This window comes from Pseudomonas sp. FW306-02-D09B, assembly GCF_058782685.1.
Genome location: NZ_JBYSXY010000004.1, coordinates 66,577 through 81,963, shown reverse-complemented (window position 1 = coordinate 81,963; position 15,387 = coordinate 66,577). Strand labels below are relative to the sequence as shown.

15 protein-coding genes and 1 tRNA gene are annotated in these 15,387 nt (G+C 59.4%); 11 read left to right on the top strand and 5 right to left on the bottom strand.

The genetic code is table 11. The annotated features are described in order from the left end of the window. Nucleotides 1-63: 63 nt before the first annotated feature. The 11 genes from ybgC to nadA all read left to right on the top strand — a co-directional run bounded on the left by ybgC (nucleotide 64) and on the right by nadA (nucleotide 8,431). Nucleotides 64-531: a tol-pal system-associated acyl-CoA thioesterase gene (gene ybgC, locus AC3WK5_RS08965; protein WP_103315013.1), complete on the top strand. Its 468-nt coding sequence runs from the start codon at nucleotides 64-66 to the stop codon at nucleotides 529-531. Next, nucleotides 521-1,216, top strand: a complete 696-nt coding sequence (tolQ, locus tag AC3WK5_RS08960; RefSeq protein ID WP_019693256.1) for a protein TolQ — start codon at nucleotides 521-523, stop codon at nucleotides 1,214-1,216. The genes ybgC and tolQ overlap by 11 nt, the downstream gene beginning before the upstream one ends. Nucleotides 1,217-1,239: 23 nt before the next feature. Continuing rightward, nucleotides 1,240-1,692, top strand: coding sequence for a protein TolR (gene tolR / locus AC3WK5_RS08955; RefSeq protein WP_162174768.1), 453 nt, complete (start codon nucleotides 1,240-1,242; stop codon nucleotides 1,690-1,692). Further along, complete coding sequence (gene tolA / locus AC3WK5_RS08950) at nucleotides 1,692-2,771, top strand: cell envelope integrity protein TolA (RefSeq protein ID WP_103315012.1); 1,080 nt, start codon at nucleotides 1,692-1,694, stop codon at nucleotides 2,769-2,771. The genes tolR and tolA overlap by 1 nt, the downstream gene beginning before the upstream one ends. 17 nt (nucleotides 2,772-2,788) lie before the next feature. Further along, nucleotides 2,789-4,069: a Tol-Pal system beta propeller repeat protein TolB gene (gene tolB / locus AC3WK5_RS08945; RefSeq protein ID WP_173859947.1), complete on the top strand. Its 1,281-nt coding sequence runs from the start codon at nucleotides 2,789-2,791 to the stop codon at nucleotides 4,067-4,069. A 52-nt stretch (nucleotides 4,070-4,121) separates the two neighbouring features. After that, the gene (gene pal, locus AC3WK5_RS08940; protein WP_054593710.1) at nucleotides 4,122-4,619 is read left to right on the top strand and encodes a peptidoglycan-associated lipoprotein Pal; all 498 of its coding nucleotides are present in this window, start codon (nucleotides 4,122-4,124) and stop codon (nucleotides 4,617-4,619) included. Between the two features lie 6 nt (nucleotides 4,620-4,625). Then, nucleotides 4,626-5,459 (top strand): tol-pal system protein YbgF, encoded by an 834-nt coding sequence (gene ybgF, locus AC3WK5_RS08935; protein ID WP_054593709.1) that lies wholly within the window; start codon nucleotides 4,626-4,628, stop codon nucleotides 5,457-5,459. Nucleotides 5,460-5,628: 169 nt separating this feature from the next. Next, complete coding sequence (queE, locus tag AC3WK5_RS08930) at nucleotides 5,629-6,276, top strand: 7-carboxy-7-deazaguanine synthase QueE (RefSeq protein ID WP_054593708.1); 648 nt, start codon at nucleotides 5,629-5,631, stop codon at nucleotides 6,274-6,276. Nucleotide 6,277: 1 nt separating this feature from the next. Next, complete coding sequence (queC, locus tag AC3WK5_RS08925) at nucleotides 6,278-6,970, top strand: 7-cyano-7-deazaguanine synthase QueC (RefSeq protein ID WP_054593707.1); 693 nt, start codon at nucleotides 6,278-6,280, stop codon at nucleotides 6,968-6,970. Nucleotides 6,971-7,033: 63 nt separating this feature from the next. Beyond that, a tRNA-Lys gene (locus AC3WK5_RS08920) sits at nucleotides 7,034-7,109 on the top strand. Between the two features lie 263 nt (nucleotides 7,110-7,372). Beyond that, entirely contained in the window at nucleotides 7,373-8,431 is a 1,059-nt protein-coding gene (nadA, locus tag AC3WK5_RS08915) for a quinolinate synthase NadA (protein ID WP_054593706.1), read from the top strand. Nucleotides 8,432-8,589: 158 nt separating this feature from the next. Here the strand turns inward: nadA and AC3WK5_RS08910 are convergent, their stop codons facing one another. The 5 genes from AC3WK5_RS08910 to gcvP form a co-directional block, all read right to left on the bottom strand. Next, nucleotides 8,590-9,078, bottom strand: a complete 489-nt coding sequence (locus AC3WK5_RS08910; protein WP_285379969.1) for an RDD family protein — start codon at nucleotides 9,076-9,078, stop codon at nucleotides 8,590-8,592. A gap of 96 nt (nucleotides 9,079-9,174) precedes the next feature. Further along, the gene (locus AC3WK5_RS08905) at nucleotides 9,175-9,387 is read right to left on the bottom strand and encodes a cold-shock protein (protein WP_019693243.1); all 213 of its coding nucleotides are present in this window, start codon (nucleotides 9,385-9,387) and stop codon (nucleotides 9,175-9,177) included. A gap of 401 nt (nucleotides 9,388-9,788) precedes the next feature. Next, a complete protein-coding gene (gcvT, locus tag AC3WK5_RS08900; protein ID WP_103315105.1) occupies nucleotides 9,789-10,913 on the bottom strand; it encodes a glycine cleavage system aminomethyltransferase GcvT in 1,125 nt (374 codons plus the stop codon). Nucleotides 10,914-10,954: 41 nt separating this feature from the next. Further along, complete coding sequence (locus tag AC3WK5_RS08895) at nucleotides 10,955-12,331, bottom strand: L-serine ammonia-lyase (protein WP_054593703.1); 1,377 nt, start codon at nucleotides 12,329-12,331, stop codon at nucleotides 10,955-10,957. 203 nt (nucleotides 12,332-12,534) lie between these two features. Continuing rightward, a complete protein-coding gene (gene gcvP, locus AC3WK5_RS08890; RefSeq protein ID WP_103315010.1) occupies nucleotides 12,535-15,387 on the bottom strand; it encodes an aminomethyl-transferring glycine dehydrogenase in 2,853 nt (950 codons plus the stop codon).

The window sequence follows — 15,387 nt, the reverse complement described above, 5'->3', positions numbered from 1 at the left end:
TCGTTCGAGAATGAAAAACAGTTGCCTGGCCGGATTGGCAACCTGAGGAGTAACCACTAGAGTATGCGCGCGCAAAACGGGCTTGAGCCGTTCGCACATCGTTGTCGCGTTTATTACGAGGACACCGATGCCGGCGGCATCGTGTATTACGTTAATTACCTTAAGTTTATGGAGCGGGCTCGAACCGAGCGGCTACGGGAGCTGGGCTTTGCCCAATCGCAGCTTGCTGGTGAGGACCTGTTGTTCGTCGTGCATTCCAGCGAAGCGCGCTATCACGCGCCGGCGCGACTGGACGACGAGCTTCTGGTAAGTGCAGAAGTAATCGAATTGAACCGCGTCAGCCTGCGCTTTAAACAGCAGGTCAGGCGAGCCGCGGATAATGCACTGCTCTGCGAAGGGCAGTTTTTGGTGGCCTGTGTGCGCACCCATAGTTTGAAACCCCGGGCCATTCCCGAAGCTCTACGTGCGGCCTTTGCCGACGTGAGCGGCGCGGGTACACACTCAGAGCAGGAGATAAAGCGTGGAAGCTAACGTCGTCGACCATTCCTCCATGTGGAGCCTGGTCAGCAATGCCAGCGTTGTGGTGCAGTTGGTAATGCTGATCCTGGTAGCCGCATCGGTGACCTCGTGGATCATGATCTTTCAGCGCAGCAATTTGCTGCGCGCCGGTCGACGTGCCCTGGAGAGCTTTGAAGAGCGCTTCTGGTCCGGCATCGACCTGTCCAAACTCTACCGTCAGGCCGGCAGCAACCCTGACCCGGATTCCGGCGTAGAGCAGATCTTCCGTGCAGGTTTCAAGGAGTTCTCCCGTCTGCGTCAGCAGCCAGGCGTTGATCCGGAAGCGGTCATGGAAGGTGTGGCGCGCGCCATGCGCGTGGCCATTTCCCGCGAAGAAGAAAAGCTCGAGCAGAGCCTGCCGTTTCTTGCGACCGTCGGTTCCGTCAGCCCGTACATCGGCCTGTTCGGTACAGTCTGGGGCATCATGAACTCCTTCCGCGGCCTGGCAACTGCCCAGCAAGCGACCCTGGCCACCGTGGCTCCAGGTATTGCCGAGGCACTGGTTGCAACGGCCATCGGCCTGTTCGCGGCGATCCCGGCCGTTATCGCTTACAACCGTTTCTCTGCCCGCAGCGAAACCTTGCTTAGCCGTTACTACACCTTCGCCGACGAGTTCCAGGCGATCCTGCACCGCAAAGTGCACACCAGCGAAGAATAAGCAGGTAATTCCCAATGGCTTTAATCGCTCGAGCTCGCAAAAAGCGCAAGCCGGTTGCCGAGATGAACGTGGTGCCTTACATCGACGTGATGCTGGTACTGCTGGTTATCTTCATGGTGACCGCACCGATGCTCAATCAGGGCGTGAAAGTTGATCTGCCCAAGGTTTCCAGCGAAGCCTTGCCGCAAGACAACAACACCCAGGTCCTGACCATTTCGATCAAGGCTGACAAGACCTATTACTGGAACCTTGGCAGCGAAGTCGACACCGATAAGCAGCAGGACAGGGCCATGACCCTGCCGCAGATGACCAGCGCCGTGACCAAGATCATCAGCGCCGGTAATGAAAACGGCAAGCACACCCAGGTCTTCATTCGTGGCGACAAGAGCGTCGATTACGGCTCCGTCATGGGCGCCATGGGTGGGTTGCAGAAAGCCGGGGTCGGTAATGTTGGCTTGATTACCGAGGCGCCCTGATGCAGCAACAGCGAGAGCCGACAGCCTCGGAAAGCTACTTCTGGCCTAGTGTCTGGGCGATCGGCCTGCACGTGCTGGTGTTTGGCATGCTGTTCGTCAGTTTTTCCATGACACCGGAATTGCCGCCGGCCAAGCCGATCGTCCAGGCGACCCTGTACCAACTGAAATCGAAAAGTCGGGCGACCACCCAGACCAATCAGAAGATTGCGGGTGAAGCGCAGAAATCCGCTGCGCGCCAGACCGAAGTCGAACAGATGGAACAGAAGAAGGTCGAGCAGGAAGCGGTGAAGGCTGCGGAACAAAAGAAAGAAGCGGCGGCTCAAAAAGCCGAGGAAGCCAAGAAGGCCGACGAGTCGAAGAAAGCGGAAGAGGCGAAAAAGGCTGATGAAGCCAAGAAAGCCGATGAAGCGAAGAAGACCGCCGAAGCCAAAAAGGCCGAACAGAAACAATTGGCTGATATAGCCAAGAAGAAAGCTGAAGAAGAAGCCAAGAAAGCCGCTGAAGAAGAGGCCAAGAAAGAGGCCGCTGAAGAAGCGAAGAAAAAGATAGTCGAAGACGCGAAGAAGAAAGCCGCGGAAGACGCCAAGAAGAAAGCTGAAGCGGACGAGGCGAAGAAAAAAGTCGCCGAGGAAGCGAAGAAGAAAGCTGCTGCCGATGCTGCGAAGAAAAAATCGCAGGAAGCGGCGCGTAAATCTGCCGAAGAGAAAAAGGCTCAGGCCCTGGCTGATTTGCTTTCCGACACGCCGCAGCGTCAGCAAGCCTTGGCCGATGAGCAGGGCGATGAAACCGCGGGCAGTTTCGATGATCTGATTCGTGCTCGGGCAGCGGAAGGTTGGGCTCGTCCTCCTTCGGCACGCAAAGGCATGACGGTTGTGCTGCAAATCGGCATGTTGCCCGATGGTACGGTGACTTCGGTCAGCGTGGCCAAGTCCAGTGGCGATGGTCCGTTTGACGCTTCGGCTGTAGCGGCGGTCAAGAATATTGGACGTTTGACAGAAATGCAGGGAATGAAGTCGAGCGATTTCGCTCCCTATCGTTCATTCAAGATGACATTCACACCTGAGGATCTAGCCTTGTGAGAAACCTTCTTCGAGGAATGCTTGTCGTTATTTGCTGCATGGCAGGGATAGCGGCAGCAGATGAAAAGAACATTCTGGTCACCAGCGGCAGTGACCGGGCAACACCGATTGCGGTTGTTCCATTTGGCTGGCAGGGCGGTAGCGTCCTGCCGGACGACATGGCGGAAATCATCGGTAACGACCTTCGCAACTCGGGTTACTACTCGCCGATTCCGAAGCAGAACATGATCAGCCAGCCAACTTCGGCCAGCGAAGTCATCTACCGTGACTGGAAGGCCCTGGGCGCCCAGTACATCATGGTCGGCAGCATCGTTCCGGCGGGCGGTCGCCTGCAGGTGCAATATGCACTGTTCAACGTCGCCACCGAGCAGCAAGTGCTGACCGGTAGCGTGTCGGGTGGCGTCGATCAACTGCGCGACATGGCGCACTACATCTCCGACCAGTCGTTCGAAAAGCTGACCGGCATCAAGGGCGCGTTCTCCACACGCCTGCTGTATGTAACGGCCGAGCGCTTTTCGGTGAACAACACGCGCTACACCCTGCAGCGTTCGGACTACGACGGTGCTCGTGCCGTGACCCTGCTGCAATCGCGTGAGCCGATCCTGTCGCCGCGTTTCGCACCCGATGGCAAGCGCATCGCCTATGTGTCGTTCGAGCAGAAGCGTCCGCGCATCTTCATGCAGAACATCGACACCGGTCGCCGCGAGCAGATCACCAACTTCGAAGGCCTCAACGGCGCGCCAGCCTGGTCTCCGGACGGTACTCGCCTGGCGTTTGTGCTGTCCAAGGACGGCAACCCGGACATCTACGTGATGAACCTGGGGTCGCGTCAGATCAATCGCGTGACGGCTGGTCCTGGCATCAACACCGAACCGTTCTGGGGCAAGGATGGTTCGACCATCTACTTCACCTCCGACCGTGGCGGCAAGCCGCAGATCTACAAGACCAACGTCAATGGTGGTGGTGCGGAGCGTGTGACCTTTATCGGTAACTACAACGCCAACCCGAAACTGTCGGCTGACGAAAAGACGCTTGTCATGATTCACCGTCAGGATGGCTTCACCAATTTCCGGGTGGCGGCTCAGGATTTGCAGCGCGGTAGTGTAAAGATCCTGACAGACACCAACCTAGATGAGTCAGCCACTGTTGCGCCCAACGGCACCATGGTAATCTACGCCACCGCCCAGCAGGGCCGGGGAGTCTTGATGCTCGTGTCCATCAATGGACGCGTAAGGCTCCCGCTTCCTACCGCTCAAGGCGAAGTCAGAGAACCTTCCTGGTCCCCTTACCTGAACTGACGCGGCGCTACACGTTTTACTTAACACATTGGGGTTCATTAGGAGTTTCACGATGGAAATGCTGAAGTTTGGTAAGTTTGCTGCGCTGGCCCTGGCCATGGCTGTAGCTGTAGGTTGCTCGTCCAAAGGCGGCGACAACGCCGGTGCAGGCGCTGTAGATCCAAACGCTGGTTACGGCGCTAACACTGGTGCAGTTGACGGCTCCCTGAGCGAAGAAGCTGCTCTGCGCGCAATCACCACCTTCTACTTCGAATACGACAGTTCGGACCTGAAGCCAGAAGCCATGCGCGCTCTGGACGTTCACGCCAAAGACCTGAAAGGAAACGGCGCTCGCGTTGTTCTGGAAGGCAACACCGACGAACGTGGTACTCGTGAGTACAACATGGCACTGGGCGAGCGTCGTGCGAAAGCCGTTCAACGCTACCTGGTACTGCAAGGTGTTTCCCCAGCTCAGCTGGAACTGGTTTCCTACGGTAAAGAGCGTCCAGTTGCTACTGGCCACGACGAGCAGTCCTGGGCTCAAAACCGTCGCGTCGAACTGCGTAAGTAATTCGTCATGCGAACGTGCCGTCGTGCTGTAACTGTTCTGGCTCTCAGTCTCGCACCGCTTGCGGTGTGGGCTGCGGTTCCTGTGGTCGATGACAACTCCGGTTATAACAATAGCGGGAGCAGTTATCCGCCTGCGGGTTACGGTACGAACGGCGCCTATGCCGGGGGAGGGGTTACGGCCCCTGCCTCGGCACAGGGCGTGCTGTTCAACCAACTGCAACAAATGCAGGAACAAATCGCGCGCCAACAAGGTGCGATCGAAGTTCTGCAAAATGATGTAGCGCGCATGAAGCAGGAAAACCTGGAGCGATACCAGGATCTTGATCGGCGTATTGGAACCGGCGGTGCACCCGCTGCGGCTCCTCAAAATTCTCCAGCCGGTGGCGATATGAATAATGCCGCCGGTGCAGCTGCAGGTGCGAGTGCTGCCACTCAAGCCCCTGCGGCCAGCAGCGAACCGGGTGATCCGGCGAAGGAAAAGCTCTATTACGATGCGGCCTTCGACCTGATCAAAGCCAAGGATTTCGACAAGGCCAGCCAGGCGTTTGCGGCATTCCTGCGCAAATACCCGAACAGTCAGTACGCGGGCAATGCCCAATACTGGTTGGGCGAAGTGAACCTGGCCAAGGGCGACCTGCAAGGTGCGGGTCAGGCTTTTGCCAAGGTTTCGCAGCTGTACCCCAAGCACGCCAAAGTGCCTGACTCGCTGTACAAGCTCGCTGATGTAGAGCGCCGCCTGGGTCATACCGACAAGGTCAAAGGCATTCTGCAGCAGGTGGTTTCCCAATACCCGGGGACTTCCGCCGCTCAGCTGGCCCAACGCGATCTGCAGCGCATGTAAGGCTGTTTGACCCGTTTACAAGAAACCCGCGCTTGCCGCGGGTTTTTTCGTTAGAATTCACCCCCCTTTTTTATGAAACACCGCTTTTGGGGATCTGCGCGTTGGCGGGGTTCCTTTAAGTGCCTGACGGAGGCGGACAGCCTGTTTAGCTGTTACGCCCGTGGCGACTATGCAAGACACATTGAGAATTACCGAAGTTTTTTACTCGTTGCAGGGTGAAACGCGGACTGCCGGGCTGCCCACTGTATTTGTGCGCCTGACCGGTTGCCCATTGCGTTGCCAATACTGCGACAGCGCCTATGCCTTCACTGGCGGCACCGTTCGCCCGCTCGAGGATATCCTCGAGCAAGTGGCCGGCTTTCGTCCGCGCTACGTCTGTGTCACCGGCGGTGAGCCGTTGGCACAACCTAACGCCATTCCTTTGCTCAAGCAGTTATGTGACGCCGGTTACCAAGTGTCGCTGGAAACCAGTGGCGCCCTGGATATTTCAGCGGTCGATCCACGAGTCAGCCGGGTGCTTGACCTGAAAACACCCGGGTCGAAAGAAGCGCACCGCAATCTCTACGAGAACATCGCCCTGCTGACGGCCAACGATCAGGTCAAGTTCGTGATCTGCTCTCGCGAAGACTACGACTGGGCGGTCTCCAAGCTGATTCAGTACGGTCTCGACCAGCGTGCTGGCGAAGTCCTGTTCTCGCCAAGTCACCATGACTTGAGCGCGCGCGAGCTGGCTGACTGGATTGTCGCGGACAACCTGCCGGTGCGCCTGCAATTGCAGCTGCATAAATATCTTTGGAACGACGAGCCGGGGCGCTGAAATGACTGAGCAACTGAACACTACTGAAAAACGTGCGGTCATCCTGCTGTCTGGCGGTCTGGACTCGGCAACGGTCGTGGCGATGGCCCGTGCTGACGGCTACAGCTGCTACACCATGAGTTTCGACTATGGTCAGCGCCACCGCGCCGAGTTGCACGCCGCTGAGCGTGTAGCGCGTGATCTGGGCGTCATCGAACATAAAGTGATTGGCCTGAACCTGAACGGCATTGGTGGCTCGGCATTGACCGACAGCTCCATCGATGTACCTGAGGCGCCGAGTGAAGGTATCCCGATCACTTACGTGCCGGCCCGCAATACGGTGTTCCTGTCTCTGGCATTGGGCTGGGCCGAAGTGCTCGGCGCGCGCGACATTTTCATCGGCGTGAATGCGGTGGATTATTCCGGTTACCCGGATTGCCGTCCCGAGTTCATCGAAGCCTTCGAGCGCATGGCTAATCTGGCGACTAAGGCTGGGGTAGAGGGGAACGGTTTCCGTATCCAGGCGCCGCTGCAAAACCTCAGCAAGGCGCAAATTGTCCAGGCCGGCGTGAAGCTTGGCGTCGACTATGCACTGACGGTTTCCTGCTATCAGGCGGACGATAACGGCCGTGCATGCGGCAAGTGCGACAGCTGCCGTCTGCGTGCCGAAGGCTTCCTGGCGGCCGGAATCAGCGACCCAACCGTTTATTTTTGATTTATTTCAAATTAGGTGTTGAATAGTCCTTAAAAATCAGTATTATACGCGCCACCACACAGCGGGTCGTTAGCTCAGTTGGTAGAGCAGTTGGCTTTTAACCAATTGGTCGTAGGTTCGAATCCCACACGACCCACCATTTTAAAAAATCTGGAAGGCCCACGTAAGTGAGGATTTCCGGGTTTTTTTTTGCCCGCGATTTGAGCCTGGCTCAATCCGGGTGTTGCACCGCGTGACGCAGGTCAGAATGATCTTTTGCATCTCGGGGATATTCTGTAGCCTTGCGCAGCTTCAACGCTGTCCATGCCTGATGAATACTCACTCTCCCGGCGGTACCTTCTGTGGTCCGGAGCCGGGTGTATACTCGACTTTCGCGCGAAAGCGCCCGTAGGTCTTGCGATCATGACGCAAATTTCAGAACGCCTTCTGGTACAAGCCCACCTCGACGCCAAACAGCCCAAACCGCTGAGCGCCGAAGAACAAGCCCATTACCGCGCCGCCATCGCCGCCGAGCTCAAGGCTCAGGACGCGGTGCTGGTTGCCCACTTCTATTGCGATCCGATCATTCAGGCCCTGGCCGAAGAAACCGGTGGCTGCGTTTCCGACTCCCTGGAAATGGCCCGCTTCGGCAACGCTCACCCGGCCAAGACCGTGGTGGTTGCCGGTGTGAAGTTCATGGGCGAGACCGCAAAAATCCTCAACCCGGAAAAACGCGTGCTGATGCCGACCCTGGAGGCGACCTGCTCGCTGGACCTGGGTTGCCCGGTCGACGAGTTCTCGGCGTTTTGCGATCAGCACCCGGAGCGCACGGTGGTGGTGTATGCCAACACCTCGGCAGCGGTGAAGGCGCGGGCAGACTGGGTGGTGACCTCCAGCTGCGCGCTGGAGATTGTCGAGAGCCTGATGGATAACGGCGAAACGATCATCTGGGGCCCGGACAAACACCTGGGCACCTACATTCAGCGCAAGACCGGCGCCGACATGCTGCTCTGGGACGGTGCCTGCATCGTTCACGAAGAGTTCAAGGCCAAGCAGCTGGAAGACATGAAAGCCCTGTATCCGGACGCCGCGATTCTGGTGCACCCGGAGTCGCCGACAGCGGTGATCGAGTTGGCCGACGCGGTAGGCTCCACCAGCCAGCTGATCGCCGCTGCGCAAAGCCTGCCGAACAAGACCCTGATCGTTGCGACCGACCGCGGCATTTTCTACAAAATGCAGCAGCTGTGCCCGGACAAGGTCTTCATCGAGGCGCCTACCGCCGGCAACGGCGCGGCATGCCGCAGTTGCGCGCATTGCCCGTGGATGGCGATGAATACGCTTGAGCGCACGCTACAGTGCCTGCGTGAGGGCTCAGGCGAGATCTTTGTCGAGCCGGCGCTGATCCCTCAGGCGATTCGCCCGCTCAAGCGCATGCTCGACTTCACCGCGGCAGCGCGGATGAAGCTGGCGGGTAACGCCTGATTATCTGTGGCGAGGGAGCTTGCTCCCGCTCGGCGGCGCAGCCGTCGTAAAGTCCTGCATGCACTTTTAACCGGCAAATCGAGTTGGCAGTTTTAGGGGCGCTTCGCGCCCCAGCGGGAGCAAGCTCCCTTCGCCACAGGGTTTGGCGTTTAGGGGAGTTATTTTTTCTTCTTCGGGATCCGTACCAGCTGGCTGTTGGAGTACATGTCGTGCCAGCTGCGCTTCTGCTTGTCGAAGAGTACCCAGAAGAACCCCAGGCCTGCGCACAGCAAGGATGCAATCGACACCACAAAGCGCAACAGCGCCTGCCACAGGCTGATTGCCGAGCCGTCGGCGTTCTGTACGCGGATGCACCAGACCTGCATGCCGAGGGTCTGGCCGGACCAGGTCCAGAATTTGGCAAAGAAGCCAAACAGCACGAACAGCAGGATGGTCGAGAACAGCGGATCGCCATCCAGCGCGCCGGCCTCGGTCAGGGCGCGCATCTGCTCTTCGCCGATGATTGCCATCTGCACCATCTTGTAGATACCGCCCGTGACGATCAGCAGGGCAGTGCACAGCAAGAAGTCGTAGAACATCGCTGCCAGGCGACGGCCCAGGCCGGCGATGGGGAATTCACCCTGAGGGCTTAGCAGGTGTTTCGACATGGGGTGGCTCTCGGCTGAAAAAGAAGCCATTTTACGGAATTGCGCGCACAAAAAAGCCCCTGATGTCAGCATCAGGGGCTTTTTCGTTACAGAAGATCAGCCTTCTGCTTGTACTTCGTCAGCTTGCATGCCTTTCTGGCCCTGCACAGCGATGAAAGTGACTTTCTGGCCTTCTTTCAGGCTCTTGAAGCCGCTACCTTGAATGGCGCGGAAATGCACGAACAGATCCGGACCGCTTTCTGGAGTGATAAAACCAAAACCTTTCTCGTCGTTAAACCACTTGACGGTGCCGCTCTGACGTTGGGACATTTCTTATTTCCTTTGACGCAAAAATTGATGACAGCCTCTTTCTCATGAAAGAGTACTGGAGCTGGTTGCAGGAGAGTAAGAGGCGTCGAACGGGATGTAGCTAACTTGTAGGCTACTGCCCAGGTCACGATTCCAAGCGACCCATGCAAACACAGTGAACAAACTCTACGCCAACTACGGGAGAAAAAACAAGCCCCGTGGAAGCCGCGTATTGCTTGGCTTGATGACTGTTTCACAGGATGGATAGTGCGGCTTATTCGATAGTGTTGTTCAATTGTTTTCGATTGATATAAGTCAAGTTCACAATCGAAGTGCCTGATCCAGGTATGCACTGTTTTATGGCGGTTGCGTTACAGATTAGTGCACTGTTACGCAACCGCGTTACTTATAGGAACAGTCAATCAACCGCGATAGTAGCGTTGTGGAACAAATGGCATTTTGCTTACAAGCAAAGGCACCTTTTTCCCACGTACAATCGCCCAAACCTGGGTATCGAGTGCGATGTAAGCGCTGTCGAGGTAACCCATGGCCAAAGGACCGCCCAAGGTCGGCCCGAAGCCGCCGCTGCAGACGCTGCCAATGATTTCGCCCGCTTCGTTGACGATTTCCGCACCCTCGCGCACCGGAGTGCGTTCCTGAGGCAGCAGGCCGACGCGTTTACGGCTGACACCGTTTTGTTGCTGGGCGAATACGGTCTCGGCGCCCGGGAATCCTCCGGCACGCGCCCCGTCGGCACGCCGTGGCTTGGAGAGGGCCCACAGCAGGCTGGCTTCGATCGGTGTGGTGTCGATGTTCATGTCGTGGCCGTAGAGGCACAGGCCGGCTTCCAGGCGCAGCGAGTCACGGGCGCCGAGGCCGATGGCCGCGACTTCCGGCTCGGCCAGCAAGGCCCGAGCGAGGGCTTCGGCATTGACGGCCGGCACGGAGATTTCGAAACCGTCTTCACCGGTGTAGCCCGAACGGCTGACAAAGCAGTCGACGCCGAGCAAGGTCACGCGGGTGAACTGCATGAACGTCATCTTCGCCACTTCAGGGGCCAGGCGCGCGAGCACGGTCACCGCGGCTGGGCCTTGCAGGGCGAGCAGGGCGCGTTCTTCGAACAACGGCTCGATGCTGCATTGATCGCCGATGTGTTGGCGCAGGTGTGCCAGGTCCTGGTCCTTGCAGGCGGCGTTGACCACCAGGAACAACTCGTCGTTCCCGAGGTTGGCGACCATCAGGTCGTCGAGGATGCCACCGTTCTGGTTGGTGAACATCGCATAGCGCTGCATGCCCACCGGCAGGTCGATGATGTCCACCGGCACCAGGGTTTCCAGGGCCTTGGTGGCGTTGGCACCGGTCAGGCGGATCTGGCCCATGTGCGAGACATCGAACAACCCGGCCTGATCACGGGTGTGCTGGTGTTCTTTCATCACGCCCAGAGGGTATTGCACCGGCATGTCGTAGCCGGCGAAAGGCACCATGCGCGCGCCGAGTTCGATGTGCAGCGCGTGCAGAGGGGTTTTCAACAGTTGTTCGGTGGACATATGCAGCTCCTGAAAATTGTACTGATGCAGATGCGTTCGCATCAGCACTCGATAATGTTGACCGCCAAACCGCCACGGGCGGTTTCCTTGTATTTGCTTTTCATGTCGGCGCCGGTCTGGCGCATGGTGCGGATGACCTTGTCGAGGGAGACGAAGTGTTGACCGTCGCCGCGCAGGGCCATGCGCACCGCATTGATGGCTTTGACCGAGCCCATGGCGTTGCGCTCGATGCACGGCACTTGCACCAGTCCGCCAATCGGGTCACAGGTCAGGCCGAGGTTGTGTTCCATGCCGATTTCGGCGGCGTTTTCCACTTGCTGCACCGTGCCGCCGAGCACTTCGCAGAGCGCGCCGGCAGCCATTGAGCAGGCCACGCCGACTTCGCCCTGGCAACCGACTTCGGCGCCGGAGATCGAAGCGTTTTCCTTGTACAGAATGCCGATGGCGGCGGCGGTGAGCAGGAATCGCACCACACCGTCTTCGTTGGCGCCGGGGATGAAGCGCATGTAGTAATGCAATACCGCGGGGACGATCCCGGCTGCACCGTTGGTGGGCGCCGTGACCACGCGCCCGCCGTTGGCGTTTTCTTCGTTGACCGCCAGCGCATACAGGTTGACCCAGTCGAGCACCGACAACGGATCGCGCAGCGACGATTCCGGGTTCTTGCACAGTTGTCGATGAAGGGCGGCGGCGCGGCGTTTGACTTTCAAGCCCCCGGGCAGAATCCCTTCGTTACGGCAACCCGCGGCCACGCAGTCCTGCATCACTTGCCAGATTTTCAGCAGACCGGCGCGGGTTTCCGCTTCCGGACGCCAGGCGCTTTCGTTGGTCAGCATCACCTGGCTGATGGACAGCCCGTAAGTGGCGCAATGGCCGAGCAGGTCCTTGGCGCTTTTGAACGGGAAGGTCAGCGGCGTCGTATCCTCGACGATGCGGTCGGCGCCGGCAGCGTCTTCGTCGACCACAAAACCGCCACCGACCGAGTAATACTCGCGGCTGCGGATCTGGATGCCGGCTGCATCGAAGGCGCGAAAGATCATGCCGTTGGGGTGATAGGCCAATGGCTTGCGAATCATCGCCAGGTGGAGTTTTTCGTTGAATTCAATGACGTGCTCACCGAGCAGGTTCAAGCGACCGCTGCTGCGAATCTCATTCAGGCGAGCGGCGATGTTCTCGGTGTTCACGGTGTCCGGGTGTTCACCTTCCAGACCCAGCAACACGGCCTTGTCGCTGCCGTGGCCTTTGCCAGTGGCGCCGAGCGAGCCGTAGAGCTCGACTTTGACGCAGGTGGTGGCTGCCAACAGGTTTTCACGACGCAGGCCTTCGACGAAGCGCGCAGCGGCGCGCATCGGGCCAACGGTGTGGGAGCTGGAGGGGCCGATGCCAATCTTGAACAGGTCGAACACGCTTAACGACATGGTTGTTCTCCGGTTTCTTGTTATAGGTATTAACGGAATCTGAGGCTTGGCACAGATCCCTGTGGGAGCGGGCTTGCTCGCGAAGGCGGCGTGACAGGCAGCACATTTGGCGGCTGACACACCGCCTTCGCGAGCAAGCCCGCTCCCACAAGGGAGATGCGGTGTTTTTGAAAGTGGGGCGGGATTAGCCGCCCCACTCAGGTTTAAGCGTAGCTTTCGATCGACGGGCAAGCGCAAATCAGGTTGCGGTCGCCGAACACGTTGTCGACCCGACCGACCGGTGGCCAGTATTTGCCTTCGATCAACGAAGCCACTGGATACACCGCTTGCTCACGGCTGTACGGGTGCGTCCACTCGCCAACGATTTCCGCAGCCGTGTGCGGGGCGTTTTTCAGCGGGTTGTCGTCCTTGTCCAGGGTGCCGTTTTCTACTGCGCGGATTTCTTCGCGGATGCGGATCATCGCGTCGCAGAAGCGGTCCAGTTCTTCTTTGGATTCGCTTTCGGTCGGCTCGATCATCAGCGTGCCGGCCACCGGGAACGACATGGTCGGGGCGTGGAAGCCGAAGTCGATCAGGCGCTTGGCAACGTCATCGACGCTGATGCCGCTGCTGTCTTTCAACGGGCGCAGGTCGAGGATGCATTCGTGGGCGACCAGACCGTTGCTGCCGGTGTAGAGCACTGGGTAGTGTTCTTCGAGGCGACGGGAAATGTAGTTGGCGTTGAGGATCGCCAGTTGCGAAGCCCGTTTGAGGCCAGCGCCGCCCATCATGCGGATGTACATCCAGGTGATCGGCAGAATGCTCGCGCTGCCGAACGGTGCCGCGCAGACCGCGCCTTCCTTGCGTTCCATGGCCGCGTGCCCCGGCAGGAACGGTGTCAGGTGCGATTTCACGCCAATCGGGCCGACGCCCGGGCCGCCACCGCCGTGCGGGATGCAGAAGGTTTTGTGCAGGTTCAGGTGCGACACGTCGCCGCCGAACTTGCCCGGTGCGCAGAGACCGACCATGGCGTTCATGTTGGCGCCGTCGATGTACACCTGGCCGCCATTGTCATGAATGATCCCGCAGATTTCGCGGATGCCTTCTTCGAACACGCCGTGGGTCGACGGGTAGGTGATCATCAGCGCGGCGAGGTGCTCGCGGTGCTCGATGGCTTTGGCGCGCAGGTCTTCGATGTCGACGTTGCCGCGGGCATCGCACGCGGTCACGACCACGCGCATGCCGGCCATGTTGGCGGTGGCCGGGTTGGTGCCGTGGGCCGACGACGGGATCAGGCAGATGTCGCGGCGTTCTTCGCCACGGCTCTGGTGGTAGGCACGGATTGCCAGCAAGCCGGCGTATTCACCTTGGGAACCGGCGTTCGGTTGCAGCGAGATCGCGTCGTAACCGGTGGCGGCGCAGAGCATCGCTTCCAGTTCATCGGTCAGTTGCTGGTAACCGGCGCTTTGCGCAGGCGGAGCGAACGGGTGCAGGGCGCCGAATTCGGCCCAGGTCACCGGGATCATTTCGCTGGCGGCGTTGAGTTTCATGGTGCACGAACCCAGCGGGATCATGGTGCGATCCAGCGCCAGGTCCTTGTCGGCGAGCTTGCGCAGGTAGCGCATCAGCTCGGTTTCCGAGTGATAACGGTTGAACACCGGGTGGCTGAGGATCGGCGATTGACGCACCAGTTCAGCCGGGATGTGGCTTTGTACCGAGGCGGCCAGCGCGGCGAAGTCCGGCAGGGCTTTGCCGTCAGCCAGCACGCTCCACAGGGTTTCGATGTCGGCCTGGGTGGTGGTTTCGTCGAGGGACAGACCCAGGCGCTCGCCATCGATGACACGCAGGTTGATGCGCTGGGCGCGGGCCTTGTCGTGCAGGGCAGCGGTGTTGGCGCCAGTGGCCAGGGTCAGGGTGTCGAAGAAGTTTGCTTGCTCAACGTTCAGACCCAGTGCGCTCAAGCCTTTGGCGAGGATCGCGGTCAGGTGATGAATGCGGTTGGCGATCTGCTTCAAGCCTTTAGGGCCGTGATACACGGCGTACATGCTGGCGATGTTGGCCAATAGCACTTGGGCGGTGCAGATGTTGCTGGTGGCTTTCTCGCGGCGGATATGTTGCTCGCGGGTCTGCATGGCCAGGCGCAGGGCCGGCTTGCCGAAACGGTCCACCGAGACACCGACCAGACGGCCCGGCATGTCGCGCTTGAACGCATCCTTGGTGGAGAAGTAAGCCGCGTGCGGGCCACCGAAGCCCAGCGGCACGCCGAAGCGTTGCGCACTGCCGATGGCCACGTCGGCGCCGAACTCGCCCGGCGGGGTCAGCACGGTCAGGGCCAGCAGGTCAGCAGCGACTGCGACCAGCGCATTAACCGCGTGGAAGCGTTCCGTCAGTTCGCGGTAGTCGAACAGGTCACCGTTGCTCGCCGGGTATTGCAGCAGCGCGCCGAAGAACGCGCTGACATCCGTCAGTTCACGTTCGTCGCCGACCACCACGTCAATGCCCAACGGCTCGGCACGGGTGCGCAGCACGTCGAGGGTTTGCGGGTGGCTGTGGATCGAGGCGAAGAAGGCGTGGCTGCCCTTGTTCTTGCTCAGGCGTTTGCAGAAGGTCATGGCTTCGGCAGCGGCGGTGGCTTCGTCAAGTAGGGACGCGTTGGCGATCGGCAGGCCGGTCAGGTCGCTGATCAGGGTCTGGAAGTTCAGCAGCGCTTCCAGGCGGCCCTGGGAAATTTCCGGCTGGTACGGGGTGTAGGCGGTGTACCAGGCCGGGTTTTCCAGCAGGTTGCGCAGGATCGGCGACGGCGTATGGCAGTTGTAGTAGCCCTGGCCGATGTAGGTCTTGAACAGTTGGTTCTTGGCGGCGATGGCTTTGATCGAGGCCAGGGCCTCGGCTTCGCTCAAGCCGTCTTCCAGTCCGAGAACGCTGGTGCCTTTGATGCTGTCGGGGATGACGCTGGCGCTCAGGGCTTCCAGCGAGTCAAAGCCGAGGCTGTTGAGCATGGCTTGCTCATCGCCCGAACGCGGGCCTATGTGGCGCGCGATGAATTCGTTGGCGGTGCTTAGATTTACTTGAGTCAT

Coding starts and splice junctions, on each gene's coding strand:
- queE (WP_054593708.1), top strand. CDS start 5,629: ATGCAAGACACATTGAGAATTACCGAAGTTTTTTACTCGTTGCAGGGT.
- nadA (WP_054593706.1), top strand. CDS start 7,373: ATGACGCAAATTTCAGAACGCCTTCTGGTACAAGCCCACCTCGACGCC.
- AC3WK5_RS08910 (WP_285379969.1), bottom strand. CDS start 9,078: ATGTCGAAACACCTGCTAAGCCCTCAGGGTGAATTCCCCATCGCCGGC.
- AC3WK5_RS08895 (WP_054593703.1), bottom strand. CDS start 12,331: ATGTCGTTAAGCGTGTTCGACCTGTTCAAGATTGGCATCGGCCCCTCC.
- pal (WP_054593710.1), top strand. CDS start 4,122: ATGGAAATGCTGAAGTTTGGTAAGTTTGCTGCGCTGGCCCTGGCCATG.
- tolA (WP_103315012.1), top strand. CDS start 1,692: ATGCAGCAACAGCGAGAGCCGACAGCCTCGGAAAGCTACTTCTGGCCT.
- gcvT (WP_103315105.1), bottom strand. CDS start 10,913: ATGTCCACCGAACAACTGTTGAAAACCCCTCTGCACGCGCTGCACATC.
- AC3WK5_RS08905 (WP_019693243.1), bottom strand. CDS start 9,387: ATGTCCCAACGTCAGAGCGGCACCGTCAAGTGGTTTAACGACGAGAAA.
- gcvP (WP_103315010.1), bottom strand. CDS start 15,387: ATGACTCAAGTAAATCTAAGCACCGCCAACGAATTCATCGCGCGCCAC.
- queC (WP_054593707.1), top strand. CDS start 6,278: ATGACTGAGCAACTGAACACTACTGAAAAACGTGCGGTCATCCTGCTG.
- ybgF (WP_054593709.1), top strand. CDS start 4,626: ATGCGAACGTGCCGTCGTGCTGTAACTGTTCTGGCTCTCAGTCTCGCA.
- tolB (WP_173859947.1), top strand. CDS start 2,789: ATGCTTGTCGTTATTTGCTGCATGGCAGGGATAGCGGCAGCAGATGAA.
- ybgC (WP_103315013.1), top strand. CDS start 64: ATGCGCGCGCAAAACGGGCTTGAGCCGTTCGCACATCGTTGTCGCGTT.